Here is a 13,435-nt window from a genome sequence, read left to right as displayed (position 1 = left end):
GATCAGGAAAGCGAGCGGACCGCTGCGGCGAGGCGGGTGATGCCCTCGTCGATCTGCTCCGGCGTGACACCCGAGAACGCGAGGCGGATCTCGTTGTCGCCGCCCTCCAGCAGGAAGTCGGAGCCCTTCACGAACTCGACGCCGTGCTCCTTCGCGACCGGCGCGAGCCGCTCGATCGACACGCCCGGCAGCTCGACCCACATGAAGTAGCCGCCCTGCGGAGCCGTGAAGACGGCCTCGGGCAGCTCACGGCGCAACGCCGCGACGAGAGCGTCCCTGCGCGCACGCAGCGCGGTGCGGACGTTCACGACCGACTCCTCGAGACGGCCGGAACGGCAGTACGAGTTCACGATCGACTGCGCCACCATGTTCGGTGAGATGTAGGTGGTGGTCGCGATGTCCTGGACCGCCTTGATGACGGACTTCGGGCCCACCAGGTAGCCGCAGCGGATGCCCGGCGCCATCGTCTTCGAGAACGACGACGCGTAGACGACCTTCTCGTTCTTGTCCTGCGACAGCATCGTCGGCAGCGGCTCGCCCTCGAAGCGCACCTTCACGTACGGGTCGTCCTCGAACAGCACGAAGTCGTACTCGGCCGACAGCTCCAGCAGCCGCGCGCGCTTCGCCTCGGACAGCGTGTAGCCGGCCGGGTTGTGGAAGTTGGGGATGATGTGCGCGAGCTTCGGCCGCACACCGCTCTCCAGCAGCTTCTCGAGCGCGGCGACGTCGACGCCGTCGGTCTCGAGCGGGATGGCGTGGATCTTCGCGCCGCGCTGGCGCAGGTTCAGCAGCGTGCGGTCGTAGGTGGGCGCCTCGACCACCACGTCGTCACCCTCCTGCACGAGCAGTTCGAACAGGAACGCGTCGGCCTGCATCGAACCGTTGGTGACGAGCACCTGCTCCGGCTCGACGCCGTGCTGCTCGGCGAGCCAGGTGCGCAGCGGCACGTAGCCGACGCTCGTTCCGTACGCGAACGTGCCGCCGGGGTCGTCCGTGAAGGCTTTCTGCGCCGCTTCGCGCAGACCCTCCTGGTCGATGATGTCGAGAGAGGGCGCTCCGCGCGTGAACAGGATCGAGGCCATGCGCGGAGCGTACAACTCCCACCATTTGGGCTACGGCCGATATACGTACGAGTTCAGCTGGCCGACGGCCGCCGCGGCGTTGCCGAGGTGGTAGAGGTCGACCGCGAGGAAGTTCGGCTTCTTGCGCGCCGCGGGCTGGCAGAACTGCTGCGCCCGGTTCCCGAGCTTGCCGTTGTCGGACGTGGCGGTGCTGCCGAACGGAACGTCCCGGAAGTGGTTCATGACGAACAACGGCTGGAAGCTGTCCGTCGCCGTGAGGGGTTTTTCATCCCATCGGCTGTAACAGGACCAGTCGGAACTGCCCAGGCCGGGCCCCATCGACCAGTAGTTCTCGACGGTCCAGTCGCGCTGGTAGAGAACTCCCGAGTCCTCGCGCCCGTCCTTTCCGTGGTCGGTGAAGACGATCAGCCGCTTGCCCGACGCCTGCATCTGACCGCGCGTCGGCCACCCGTTCTGCCGCACTCCCTCCGCGCGGTAGAGCACGTCGTTCAACCCCTGCACCTTGCGCATTTCCGCGCGCAGCGTGGCCGCGTCGACGTAGTCCTCCAGGAACACCGTGATGATTTCGCCGCGGTTGTTCCGCAGGAAGTCCACGATCCGCTGGAGATCGACGTTCAACGCCACCGGCTTGCTGACCAACGTGCAGCTGTTGTGGCACAGAATGGCGCCGTCCGCGGTCTGGTGGATGTCGAGCATGAACCCGCGCACGCCGTCGTTCAGCTGCTGCACGATGCCGCGCGTCTGGTTCTTGGCGAGGTCGATGAACGGCGGCGCGAACCCGCCGTCCACCCCGTTCGCGTAGGCGTTGTGGGCCGTCAGGAACGTCATCTGGTCGAGCCGGGGGTCGGCGGGCATCGGCGAGGTCTGGTTGGCGACCGGCGTCAGGTACCAGCGCGACTGACCGCCGAGCGTGAAGAACTCCCACTGGTCACCGAACTGGACGAGGTCGTGAACCGCATCGCCCTGTGAGCACGAACCCATGGTGAGCGACCGGGTGATGCACTGGCCCGGCGAGTCGGCGTTCTCGAACCTCCCGTCGCTCAGCCGCCACTGCTGGCGGTCCTCGTTGCCCTTGGGGCGGTGCAGTTCCACTCCACCGCCGCTCTGGGCGACGTTGAGTCCGGTGCCGACACTGGTGACGTAGTACGTGCCCGACGGAGCCGCGTTCGCGGTGGCGGGCACCAGGGGAAGGAGCAGCAGGGCTGCGATGGCAGGGAAGCGTCGCATGTGACCAGCGTCATCCATCCGAGTGAAACATGAAACCGTTTCAGGCGGATGGTCGTTTAACACTTGGGGTGTCCCGCGCCGAGCGGGCCGCTCCGGTGAGGCCGAACGACTCCGCGGCCGGAGCAACTCCACCGCCGGAACCACTCCACAGCCAGGACAAGTCCACAGCCAGAACGACTCCACGGCAGCCGTCGCCCAGCCGAAGGGCTAGGGCCGGTACCTCGGGCGCCGCCTTCACAAGCCGCGCAGGGTTCGACTCCCTCGGTTGCCACCGCGCACCTGCGAAGCCCCTACGGCCGGCGGTTCGGCCTTCCAGGTGAAGATCCCGTCGCTGGGCGGGGAATCGATAACGGTGGTCCGCGCTTCTCCGACTGCTCTGTGCAGGACGACGCAGCACCCGGTCGTTCTGCATCGCTCGAGGAGGAGCAGCAGTGTCCAACAGGGGGAACAGGCAGAGGTGGTTCGGCTACCTCATCTCCAGCGTGGCGATCGCTGCGGCGGCAGTGCACGTCGTGTGGCCGTCGGCCAAGATCGACTCCACGACGGTGTTGTTGCTGGGACTCGCGCTGGTGCCGTGGCTGGGCACCCTGCTGGAAAGCCTCGAGCTGCCCGGCGGGCTGAAGCTGAAGTACCGGCAACTCGAGGAACGGGTGGAACAGGTCGCCGCAGAGGGCAAGGCGAGTGCCGACGACGCCTCCAGCGTGGCCCAAGCCGCCCTGGGCGCTGCCCAACTGGGCAGCTCGGTTCAGGACGGTCAGCCGGCCGGGCACCTCCCCACCTTGGACGAGCTGGTTGGGGAAATGCGGCGCCTGCGACAGCTGCCGCGTTCGGACAGCCGGACGGACCTCATGGACCAGTTGTTCGGCGCGATGATCGTCGCTGCTGGACGAGAACCGGCGTTCAACGTGGAAGCGGCACTGCGGGACGAAGACCAGGATCGCCGGTTGACCGGCTACGCAGGGCTCCACGGGAGGCCCGATGCCGGACACGTCGACGCTGTGATCGATGTACTCGACCGCGAACGAGGTGCGTTCAACCAGTACTGGGCGGTCAAGACGCTACGAGTGCTGGCGAGCCTCGGCGACCCCTCGGAGGTCGCTCCCCGGATGAAGTCCAGCCTGCGTGATCTTCGCAGCGCGGTGCCACCTGGGAGCTCTCGCGCTCGCGAGATCGACCTGCTGTTGAAGTCGCTCGGCTCGCAAGAGGTGAGCTGCTGAGCGAGTCGGTTCCCTACGGCCGCTGGTTCGGCGGCCGGCGACGCACGTCCCCGCCCCAGGCCGGCCGGTGCGGCCCGCTCGACGCGCAGGCCCTGCCGATCGTGCTCCACAACCCGCTACCCGGCCGCTCCACCGCACGGGCGGAGAGTTCCGGGCGTTCACCGTGGAACGAGGCGACAACGCGCACGTCGGGCCCAGCCTTTCGATCTCCGTGGTCCTGCCGACCACCTCGGAACCACCATGGCAGACGGGTCTGACAATTTCCGGCGGCTCCCGGCGCGAACGAGCCCGCCCGGCACAACACCGGACGGGCTCGCGGGAGCTGGGCTCAGATGGCGCGGACGGCCTGTGCCTGCGGTCCCTTCTGACCCTGGCCGATCTCGAACTCCACGCGCTGCTTCTCCTCGAGCGACTTGAAGCCCTGGCCCTGGATCTGCGAGTAGTGCACGAACACGTCCGGACCACCGCCGTCCTGCTCGATGAACCCGAAGCCCTTCTCGCCGTTGAACCACTTCACGATGCCCTGCGCCATGCCGGTTGCTCCCTAGATGTCGGTCCCCCGCCAGAGCGGGGTGCGCGGCGGAGTCTGCCAGTGGACGACCTCTCTCACATCGTGGTTAGCCCGGTGGTGTGAAGAAGTAAGTTGGACCGGGTACCGCCGAGAGGAGCAGGGATGACGAACTGGCTGGACGTCGCGCACGACGTGGCGGCGACGCTCAGGTCCGACGCGGCCGACAGGGACCGGGCCAACCAGCCACCCGCCAAAGAGGTGGAGCTGCTCCGGCAGAGCGGCCTGCTCGACGTCGGCGACTGGGCGGCCCAGCAGCGCGTCGGCCGGATCGTCGGCGCCGCCGACGCGAACACCGGCCACCTCCTCGGGTACCACTACCTGCAGCTGTGGCGCAGCGGCCTGTTCGACGTCCCCTTCGGCAAGGCGCCGGGCCAGTTCTGGGCCGGTGTCAGCAACCCGCTCGACGCCGCCCTCGAGCTCACGCCCGCCGAGTCCGGCTACACGCTCAACGGCCGCAAGACCTTCGCCACCGGTGCCGCCGTCGCCGACCGGCTCGTCGTCAGCGCCACGCGCACGGACAACGGCGAGAAGCTCACGTTCCTGCTCGACGGCAAGGCCCCCGGCATCACCTACCTCGACGACTGGGACAACATCGGCCAGCGCCTCACCGCGTCCGGCGGCGTCAGCTTCGAGAACGTCCAGGTCACCGAGATCCTCGGCGTGCAGCCCGCGAACGAGGACCCGCGCCTCAGCCTCGCCGCCATCGGCTTCCAGCTGGTGCTGTCCCAGCTCTACGTGGCCATCGCCGAGGGGGCCCTCGCCGAAGCGGCCGACTACACGCGCACGAAGACCCGTCCGTGGTTCGTCAGCGGTGTCGAGTCGGCCACCGAGGACCCGTACATCGTCGCCGCGTACGGCGAGATGGTGTCGCAGACCAGGGCCGCCGGCCTGCTCGCGGACGAGGCGGCGCGGCAGCTCCACGAGGCCTCCGAGCTCGGCCGCCACCTCACCCCGGCCCGGCGCGGGGAGGTCGCGGTGACGATCTCCGAGGCCAAGGTCGTGAGCACCAAGCTCGTCAACGATGTCACCAGCCGCATCTTCGAGCAGGTCGGTGCGCGCGGCACGGCCGCCAAGTACGGCGTGGACCGCTTCTGGCGCAACGCCCGCACACTCACGCTGCACGACCCGGTCGTCTACAAGGCCCGCGAGGTCGGCGAGAACTTCCTGACCGGCGCGCGTCCCGCCCACACCGGGTACAGCTGATGCAGCCGGTCCTCGCCGACTCGGTGCGGCTCACCGACGACGGCGTGCTGATCCTCGACCGCCGCCGGTTCCCGTTCGAACGCGAGTGGGTGCTGTGCCGCACGGCCGAGGACGTCGGACGGGCCGTGGAGGACATGGTCACCCAGTCCTCCGGCCCGTACTTCGCCGTCCTCTACGGCATGGTGCTCAAGGCCCGCACCCTGCGGGGAAAGCCCTTCCCCGAGGCGCGCGCCGACCTGGCCGCGACGGCGGTGGCGCTCGAGAACACCAGGCGCACCAACAACGCCCTGCGCAAGGCCACCGAGATCGTCCTCGCCCACGTCGACGCGGCCGGGGACGTCTCGCAGGCCCTCGAAGGCGCGCTGGAGGGCGACCGCCGGTACCGCGCCAGGAGCCGGGCGCTGGGGGAGCACACGGCGAACCTGTTGCGGGACAACGCCACCGTCCTGACCCACTGCTGGGCCGACCTCTACCTGACCGAGACGGTCCGGGCGGCCCAGCGGCAGGACAAGACGCTCAGGTTCTTCTGCACCGAGACCCGCCCCTACCTGCAGGGGGCGCGGCTCACCGCGGAGACGTTGATCGAGATGGGCGTCGACACCACGCTCATCACCGACGGCATGGGCGCGGCCGTCCTGCAGAGCGGACAGGTCGACGCCTTGGTGACGGCGGCCGATCGCGTCACCATGGACGGGCACGTCGTCAACAAGGTCGGCACACTGGGACTGGCCGTGGCCGCGCACGCGTTCGGCGTGCCGTTCCACGCCCAGGTGCAGGCACCCGACCACGCGGCACCCACGACGGAGCACGTGGAGATCGAGTACCGCGACGGCGCCGAGGTGCTGCAGGTGCTCGGCAGGCCCAGTGCCACGCCGAGGGTCAAGGGGCTGTACCCGGCGTTCGACGTGACGCCGCCGCGGTTCGTCACGGACGTCGTGACCGACCGAGGGGTGTTCGACGCCGCGGAGCTGGACAAGTACTACGAGGGAGAACAGCGGTGAGCAAGTGGGTCGTGCTCGACATCGAGGGCACGCTGAGCGCGACGGACCAGGTGCTGGTCGTCCTCTACGACTACGCGCGCCCGCGGCTCGGGCCGTGGATCGAGCAGCACGGCGACGACCCGGTGGTCGCCGAGGCCGTGGCGCAGATCAAGGAGCTCTCGGGCCACGACGACGTCGTCAAGGCGCTGCACGACTGGATGGACGCCGACCAGAAGGTCACGCCCCTCAAGACGTTGCAGGGCCTCGTCTGGCAGCAGGGCTACGCGCAGGGCGACCTGGTGGCGGAGTTCTTCCCGGACGTCGTCCCCGCGTTGCGCAAGTGGCACGAGGACGGCGTGCGGCTCGCGATCTTCTCGTCCGGCTCGGTCGCGGGCCAGGTCGCGTTCTTCCGGCACACCACCGACGGCGACCTGACCCCGTTGCTGGAGCACCACTTCGACACGGTCAACGCCGGCCCGAAGCGCGAGGCCGCGTCGTACCACAAGATCGCGGAGACGCTGCGGTCCGACGACATCACCTTCTACAGCGACGTCCCCGCCGAGCTGCACGCGGCGCAGGAAGCCGGCTGGAAGACGGTCGGCGTCGCGCGCGCCGGTGAGCCGTTCGGCAACGCCGACTTCACGCCGCACCCGACGGTCTGGGAGCTCTCGTGACCGCGGAGCTCGCCCGCGAGTGCGTCCGCTACGCGCAGATGGGCTGGATGCGCGGCACCTCGGGCAACCTTTCCGTTGTCCTGCAACGCGATCCGCTGCGGCTCGCGGTCACGGTCAGCGGCGTCGACAAGGGCGAGATCACCGCCGGGGACAGCGTGGTGATCGACGCCGACGGCGCCGCGGTCGACTCGCCGAAGGTCCCGTCCGCCGAGGCGGGCCTGCACGCCAGGATCGCCCGCGTCGCCGGAGCGGGCGCCGTCGTGCACGTCCACGCGCTGGCCCCGGTCGTCGCGGCCGAGCACTGGCCGGGCGGCGTCGTGTTGCAGGACCTGGAGATGCTCAAGGGCTTCGGCCGGCAGGCCCACGAGGAGGTCGTCGTCCCGGTCGTGCGGAACTCGCAGGACATGGCCGAACTGGGCGACGCCTTCGAGAAGGGCTTCGACCCGGGCGTGCCGGCGCTGCTCGTCGCGCGGCACGGCGTGTACGTGTGGGGCGACGACCTGGTGCAGGCCAGGCACCGCCTGGAATGCCTGGAGTGGCTGCTGCGCTTCAAGGTGGAGACGCGGGACATCTTTACGGGGAGGCACGCATGACGCTGCTGACGGTGTGGCCGGACTCCGGCCCGGACGAGGTCCTGGTCCGCACGACGGACCCGGACGAGATCGCCACCGAGCTCAAGGAGCACGGCGTGCGCTTCCACCGGTGGTCCCTGGTGGACGGTGTGACCGCCGAGAACGCGTTGCAGGCCTACGAGTCCGACATCGCGCGCGTCAGCGAGACGGAGGGCTACACCTACGTCGACGCGATGGAGATGGCCCCGGCCGACACCGACGAGTACCGCGCGAAGGCCGTCGAGTTCCGCACCAAGTTCCTCGCCGAGCACACGCACGACGACGACGAGGACCGCTACTTCGCCCGTGGCGCGGGCGTGTTCTACCTGCACATCGGCGACAAGGTGTACGGCGTGTTCTGCACGGCGGGCGACCTGCTGAGCGTGCCGGCGAACACGACGCACTGGTTCGACATGGGCACCGAGCCCGACTACGTGTCGATCCGGTTCTTCCACGACGACGACGGGTGGATCGGCAACTTCACCGGCAGCGACATCGCGACGAAGTTCCCGACGTTCGACGAGCTGCGTTCAGGAATGTGAAAAGTTCCTCCACCTGAACATTGTTCCGGAAACTCCGGAAACTGTTGATCCCTCCGCCTCCCTGGCCCCAAAGTGGTACAGACCACTAGCTGGAAGTCGGAGGGATTCACCGTGGAAACCCCTGCACTCCACACGCGACGCTCCGTGCTCGCCCTCGCGTTGACCGCACCCCTCGTCGTGGCCCCGGCGGCTCAGGCCCTCGCTCAGCCGCCGTCCGCGCAATGGACCTCGGCGCCGTACACCTACACCGTCCAGAAGCCCTACGACCTCGCCCTGAGCAGCCGCTACAAGTTCGAAGGCGGCGTGCACACGATGTGGGTCCACGACTACGACCAGCCCCACACCCAGGGCAGCCCGACGGACCCGCGCACCGAGATGCGCTTCAACCAGGAGTACTCGAGCGGCCGGCGGGCCTGGGAGGGCGAGATCTACGTCCCGTCCGGTGTGAGCGGCCCGACCGTCGTGCAGATCCTGCGCGGCAGCCGCCCGGACGGCACCCGCGCCACCGACGTCATGCTCAACGTCGCCAACGTCAACGGCGGCTCGTTGCGCAAGGACAGCAACCAGGTCATCGCCACCGGCATTTACAACAAATGGTTCAGGATCCGCGTGGAGCACACCGCGGTCTCGGGCGGCACGGGCACCGTGAAGGTCTACTACAACGGCGCCCTGAAACTCACGCACCCCGACGAGGGCCCGGCGACGCGCTATTTCAAGAACGGCGTCTACCACCACGGCAGCGGCCGCGCGGAGGCCCGTTTCCGCAACATCACCTACTGGCGCCAGTAGATCTAGAGTGAGTTCATGGACTCACGGGTGGCGGTGGCATCGCTCGGCGGCACGATCACGATGACGGGCTCCGGCGCGGTGTCACCGACCCTGGGCGCGGGCGACCTCGTCCGGGGCCTGGAGGTCGGTGAGGTCGGCGAGATCGCCACGCTGGCCACGATCCCCGGCGCCTCGCTGACGTTCGCGACCCTGCTGGAGACCTTCGACTGGGCCTCGAAGCAGGTCCGCGAAGGCGCGTCGGGCGTCGTCGTCATCCAGGGCACCGACACGCTCGAAGAGACCGCCTACTTCTTCGACTGCCTGTGGCCGCACGAGGAACCCCTCGTCGTCACGGGCGCCATGCGCCACCCCGGCCTTCCCGGCGCCGACGGCCCGGCCAACCTCGCCGCCGCCGTCGCGGTCGCCGGCGCCCCGAACTCGCGCGGCCGCGGCGCGGTGCTGGTGCTCAACGACTCCGTCCACGCCGCCCGGTGGGTGCGCAAGACGCACAGCAGCCTCCCCAACGCCTTCGAGTCGTTCCCCGGCCCGCTCGGGCTGGTGGTGGAGGGTGCGCCGCAGTACTTCCACCCCGCTCACCGGCTGCCCGCGCTGCCGCGGCCCCTCGACGCACCGGCCGTCCCGCTCGTCGAGGCCACTGTGGACGATGACGGGTCACTGCTCGACTGGCTCAACGTCCGCGGTGTGGTGGTCGCGGCGTCCGGGGTCGGGCACGTGTCCGCGGGGATGGCGGAGGCGATCTCACGGGCGGCGTTCCCGGTGGTGGTGGCGTCGCGGACCGGGGCCGGGACGACGTTCCGCTCCACCTACGGCTTCGCCGGGTCGGAGTCGGACCTGATCGCCCGCGGGGTGGTCATGGCCGGATGGCTGTGCCCGCGCAAGGCCCGTGTGCTGCTGCGGCTGGCCCTCGGCGCTATGCAGCCTGTCGAGGACGTTTTCGCAGCTCGGGGCGGGGTTTTTTAGCGGCGTTTTCACCCGAACGAGCCGGTGCATGGGGCGTCCCCAAGGATTAGCTTCGCAGGAATGACCACGATCGCATCCACCGCCTGCAGCCGGGACCTCGGCGACGAGCTGCGCCGGCTGAGGGAGTCGGCCACGTCGTTCTCCGGCCGCGCGATGGCAGCCCATCTCGGCTGGGATCCGAGCAAGGTGTCGAACATCGAGCACGGCAAAGTGCGGGCGACCGAGGTCGACCTCGTGCAGTGGGTGGCGACGTGCGGCAAGAACCTCGAGTACCTGGAGGAGTTCCGCAGCCGCTACCGCCACGCCTTCGACGCCTATTTCGTGCAGCTGCCCGAGAACCTGCGCACACTCGCGATGACCGAGGCGAAAGCGCACACGATCACCTCGTACGAGGTGATCGTGCTGCCGGGCCTCCTCCAGACGCGGGAGTACGCCCGCGCCCTGCTCAGAGAGGGTGGGATCGAGGCGCCGGAGGATGTCGAGGCTTTCGTCCAGGCTCGTGTCGAGCGGCAGTCGATCCTTCACCGGGTGTACCGGCCGGAGTGCCTGTTCTACGTGCACGAGCTGGCCTTGCAGACGCTGGTGGGAGATGCGGTGGTGATGGAGAGCCAGTACCTGCGGCTCCTCTTCAAGACCCACGTCCTCCGCGTCGTGCCGGCGAACGTCAGGACCGTTCCCCAGTCGAAGCTGACGCTGTACGAGTTCGACAAGGCGCAGCCGGTGGTGTTCAGCGAGACCGACATGGCCCAGGTGTTCGCGCAGGACGACACCGCCGTCAAACGGGCCAGGAGGATGTTCAACCGGTTGGATGCCGTGGCCTTGGATCCTGAACAATCTCGGAGCAAGCTGGCGGAGTACGTCAGTGGACTGCGAGAGGACTTCCATGCCCGGCGAACGGATCTGGCGTAAGAGCAGCTACAGCACGGCCAACGGATCGGGCGATTGCGTCGAGGTGTCGCTCTCCCACGACGCCCTCGTCCGCGACACGAAGAACGCGAGCGGCGACGCACTCGCGTTCTCCCTCCCGGCCTGGCGCGCCCTGCTCAACTCGCTCTGACCACCGACGTGTCCGCGGTCTCCACCGTCACCCGCACGGTCTGCGGCGCGAGCGACTGCAGGTACTGCCCGTGGTCCGACCCGATCGACTCGCTGAACGCGATGAACCCGAGCCGCGGCAGCTCGAAGGCCGTGGTGGCGCAGAACTCCTCCAGCCGGTCGAACCCGCGCCGGATGCCGGTGGCGTCCAGGCCGAAGGCGGCGAACGAGTCCAGCTTCGACGCGCCGATGTCCAGCAGGCGCAACGCGTGCATGGCGTGGGTGAACGACATGGCGCACACCTCGATGCGCGCGCACGACTGCAGCAGCGTGCGCACCATCGACGGGTGCATCGACTTGCCGGACGTGCGCAGCACCACCTCGATGCCGGCCAGGCGGAACTCGTCGACGATCTCGAACAGGCCGGGCACGTCCAGCGGGTCACCGCCGCCCAGCGTGACGGTGTCCGGGCGCATCGAGATGAGCGCTCGGGCGATGTGCAGCATGCGGTCGTGGCTGAGCCGCGCGTGTGCGACGTCCCAGGTGATGTCCATCGGGCCCCCTTCGGCGGATACCGCCGATCCAACCGAGGACCCTGTCCCGCGGTCAGGTGACCGGTGTCCCGACTCAGCGGGGACTTCCCAGACCGGCTTCGCGGGCGCGCACTATCGCCTGCGCGCGGTCGGCCACCTGGAGCTTCGAGAAGATCGACGACACGCGGTTGCGCACGGTCTTGCCCGACAGGCTCAGCCGGAGAGCGATCGACGCGTTGTCGAGGCCCGACGCCATCAGCTCCAGCACGTCCCGTTCGCGGTCGGTGAGCTGCGGGAAGATGACGGCCTTCGACGACGAGATCGCGGTGAAGTAGCCCATCATGCGCTGGGCGATGGTGGCGCTGAAGATCGCCTCGCCGGCTCCTATGGCCTGCACGGCCCGCACGATCTCGTCGTCGTCGGTCGTCTTCACGAGGTAGCCGCGGGCGCCGGCCTTCATCGCGGCGAAGACCAGTTCGTCGTCCTCGTGCATCGTCAGCACGAGGACGCCCACGGACGGCAGCACGTCGAGGATCCGCTTCGCCGCGTCCACGCCGCCCAGCGACGGCATGTGCAGGTCCATCACGACGACGTCCGGCGCCAGGTCCAGCGCGACCGCGACGGCGGACAGGCCGTCCGCCGCCTCGCCCACCACGTCGAGGCCGTCCTCGCCGTCCAGCAGCGCTTTCAGGCCGCGCCGGAACACCGGGTGGTCGTCCGCGATCACAACCCGGGTCATTGGGCCTCCAGCGGGATCCGCGCCACCACCCTGGTGCCGTGCGGTTCCGCGGGTCCCACTGTGCACGATCCACCGAGCTCCGCGCAGCGTTCTCGCATGGACTCCAGCCCGACCCCCGGCTTGGACTCGGCGGCGACCCCGCGCCCGTCGTCGACGATCTCGACGACCAGGTCGCCGTCGGCGCGGACGGTGATCGAGCACGTCGTGGCGCCGGAGTGCCGGGCGGTGTTGGTCAGGGCCTCCGCGACGATCCGGTAGGCGGCGACCTCGACGGCGGCGGACAGGCCGTCCATCGGCTCGGCGTTCACCTCGACCCGCAGTTCGCCGCTGAACCGCGCGGCCTCGTCGCGCACGGCCAAGGCCAGGCCCTGGTCGAGGATCGGCGGGCGGAGGCCGTCGACGAGCCGGCGCACCTCGACGGCCGTGGTGTCGACGTCACCCAGCACGGGGTCCAGCACGTCACCCAACGACCGGCGCAAAGCCCTGAGCTGCAACCGGATGCCGACCAACGCCGGTCCGACGCCGTCGTGCAGGTCGCGGCGCAACCGCAGCCGTTCCTCTTCCCGCGCACGCACGAGTCGTTCGCGGGCGAGCTGCAGATCGGCGGTCAGCTTGATGGACTGCGCGGCGGGCGCGGTGGACCGTGCGAGGTCCACGAGCAGACTCAGCTCGCGGTCGCTCAGCCGTTCATCGGGCGCGCGCGGCTCCACGACGAGGTCGCCGACCGACGAACCCCGGTACGTCATGGGAAAACGCAGCTGCGGCCACCCGCGGCTGCGTCCGTGCTCGGCCAGCACCGACCCGCCGCGGATCGCGACGTACGGCAGCTTCAGCGACTCGGCCACCGTGGCGGCCACCGTCGGCAGCACGTCCTGGGACCGTTCGAGCTTCTCGCTCAACATCGACAGCGCGGCGTGGGGATCGGCGCGCACGCCGAACAGCCAGCGGTCGAGGCGGCGCTGCACCCAGGTGCGGATCGGCGCGAACGCCAGCCCCGCCGCGACGACGCCGATGACCTCGGCGTCGTCGGTGAACAGCTCCCCGGCACCGACCATCACGCCCAGGTACACGAGCAGCAGCACGACGGTCAGCGAGCCGTAGAGCAACGACCGGTGGATGAGCAGGCTGATGTCGTACAAGCCGTACCGGACGATGGCGATCACCGCGGCAGCGGGGAACGCCAGCACGCCGATGATCCACGCGACGTGCCCGTCCGTCGTCTCGACGACGGTCGCCACGACGGCCAGCGCCAGCAACGCGAAGGCCCACACG

The 13,435-nt window shown here is 69.3% G+C and carries 16 protein-coding genes; 10 read left to right on the top strand and 6 right to left on the bottom strand.

What is annotated here, in order from left to right; genetic code table 11:
- Positions 1-2: 2 nt before the first annotated feature.
- Together ACFWGZ_RS32220 and ACFWGZ_RS32215 are read right to left on the bottom strand one after the other, a co-directional pair.
- Positions 3-1,082 (bottom strand): PLP-dependent aminotransferase family protein, encoded by a 1,080-nt coding sequence (locus ACFWGZ_RS32220; protein WP_382455357.1) that lies wholly within the window; start codon positions 1,080-1,082, stop codon positions 3-5.
- A gap of 30 nt (positions 1,083-1,112) precedes the next feature.
- Positions 1,113-2,309 (bottom strand): PI-PLC domain-containing protein, encoded by a 1,197-nt coding sequence (locus tag ACFWGZ_RS32215; RefSeq protein WP_382455356.1) that lies wholly within the window; start codon positions 2,307-2,309, stop codon positions 1,113-1,115.
- A gap of 482 nt (positions 2,310-2,791) precedes the next feature.
- On the opposite strand from ACFWGZ_RS32215, the gene ACFWGZ_RS32210 reads away from it, so the two are divergent.
- Complete coding sequence (locus tag ACFWGZ_RS32210) at positions 2,792-3,526, top strand: hypothetical protein (protein ID WP_382455355.1); 735 nt, start codon at positions 2,792-2,794, stop codon at positions 3,524-3,526.
- A 328-nt stretch (positions 3,527-3,854) separates the two neighbouring features.
- Here ACFWGZ_RS32210 and ACFWGZ_RS32205 read toward each other — a convergent pair whose 3' ends face one another.
- Positions 3,855-4,058 (bottom strand): cold-shock protein, encoded by a 204-nt coding sequence (locus ACFWGZ_RS32205; RefSeq protein WP_382455354.1) that lies wholly within the window; start codon positions 4,056-4,058, stop codon positions 3,855-3,857.
- 141 nt (positions 4,059-4,199) lie between these two features.
- Here ACFWGZ_RS32205 and ACFWGZ_RS32200 point away from each other — a divergent pair, with 141 nt between their 5' ends.
- The 9 genes from ACFWGZ_RS32200 (at position 4,200) to ACFWGZ_RS32160 (ending at position 10,913) form a co-directional block, all read left to right on the top strand.
- A complete protein-coding gene (locus ACFWGZ_RS32200; RefSeq protein WP_382455353.1) occupies positions 4,200-5,300 on the top strand; it encodes an acyl-CoA dehydrogenase family protein in 1,101 nt (366 codons plus the stop codon).
- Positions 5,300-6,301, top strand: a complete 1,002-nt coding sequence (locus tag ACFWGZ_RS32195) for a s-methyl-5-thioribose-1-phosphate isomerase (protein ID WP_382455352.1) — start codon at positions 5,300-5,302, stop codon at positions 6,299-6,301. Before ACFWGZ_RS32200 ends, ACFWGZ_RS32195 begins: the two co-directional genes overlap by 1 nt.
- Positions 6,298-6,954, top strand: coding sequence for an acireductone synthase (gene mtnC / locus ACFWGZ_RS32190; RefSeq protein WP_382455351.1), 657 nt, complete (start codon positions 6,298-6,300; stop codon positions 6,952-6,954). Before ACFWGZ_RS32195 ends, mtnC begins: the two co-directional genes overlap by 4 nt.
- The gene (gene mtnB / locus ACFWGZ_RS32185; RefSeq protein WP_382455350.1) at positions 6,951-7,547 is read left to right on the top strand and encodes a methylthioribulose 1-phosphate dehydratase; all 597 of its coding nucleotides are present in this window, start codon (positions 6,951-6,953) and stop codon (positions 7,545-7,547) included. Before mtnC ends, mtnB begins: the two co-directional genes overlap by 4 nt.
- Positions 7,544-8,107 carry an acireductone dioxygenase gene (locus ACFWGZ_RS32180; RefSeq protein WP_382455349.1) on the top strand — a complete coding sequence of 188 codons (564 nt, stop codon included), beginning with the start codon at positions 7,544-7,546 and terminating at the stop codon, positions 8,105-8,107. Before mtnB ends, ACFWGZ_RS32180 begins: the two co-directional genes overlap by 4 nt.
- A 111-nt stretch (positions 8,108-8,218) precedes the next feature.
- Positions 8,219-8,896, top strand: a complete 678-nt coding sequence (locus ACFWGZ_RS32175) for a polysaccharide lyase family 7 protein (RefSeq protein ID WP_382455348.1) — start codon at positions 8,219-8,221, stop codon at positions 8,894-8,896.
- Positions 8,897-8,911: 15 nt separating this feature from the next.
- Entirely contained in the window at positions 8,912-9,856 is a 945-nt protein-coding gene (locus ACFWGZ_RS32170) for an asparaginase (protein ID WP_382455347.1), read from the top strand.
- Between the two features lie 60 nt (positions 9,857-9,916).
- The gene (locus tag ACFWGZ_RS32165; protein ID WP_382455346.1) at positions 9,917-10,765 is read left to right on the top strand and encodes a helix-turn-helix domain-containing protein; all 849 of its coding nucleotides are present in this window, start codon (positions 9,917-9,919) and stop codon (positions 10,763-10,765) included.
- Positions 10,740-10,913 (top strand): DUF397 domain-containing protein, encoded by a 174-nt coding sequence (locus ACFWGZ_RS32160; RefSeq protein WP_382455345.1) that lies wholly within the window; start codon positions 10,740-10,742, stop codon positions 10,911-10,913. The genes ACFWGZ_RS32165 and ACFWGZ_RS32160 overlap by 26 nt, the downstream gene beginning before the upstream one ends.
- Here ACFWGZ_RS32160 and ACFWGZ_RS32155 read toward each other — a convergent pair.
- The 3 genes from ACFWGZ_RS32155 to ACFWGZ_RS32145 form a co-directional block, all read right to left on the bottom strand.
- On the bottom strand, positions 10,900-11,445 hold the full coding sequence (locus ACFWGZ_RS32155; RefSeq protein WP_382455344.1) for a hypothetical protein: 546 nt from the start codon (positions 11,443-11,445) through the stop codon (positions 10,900-10,902). The two genes, ACFWGZ_RS32160 and ACFWGZ_RS32155, sit on opposite strands and share 14 nt — an antisense overlap.
- Positions 11,446-11,518: 73 nt before the next feature.
- The gene (locus ACFWGZ_RS32150) at positions 11,519-12,163 is read right to left on the bottom strand and encodes a response regulator (RefSeq protein WP_382455343.1); all 645 of its coding nucleotides are present in this window, start codon (positions 12,161-12,163) and stop codon (positions 11,519-11,521) included.
- Positions 12,160-13,435: sensor histidine kinase (locus ACFWGZ_RS32145; RefSeq protein ID WP_382455342.1), on the bottom strand; the 1,276-nt coding region annotated here is incomplete at its 5' end. The genes ACFWGZ_RS32145 and ACFWGZ_RS32150, both read right to left, overlap by 4 nt.

Source organism: Lentzea sp. NPDC060358, assembly GCF_042725365.1.
Lineage (GTDB): Bacteria > Actinomycetota > Actinomycetes > Mycobacteriales > Pseudonocardiaceae > Lentzea.
The sequence above is the reverse complement of the archived record's forward strand: the minus strand, read 5'-3'. Positions and strand labels throughout refer to the sequence as shown.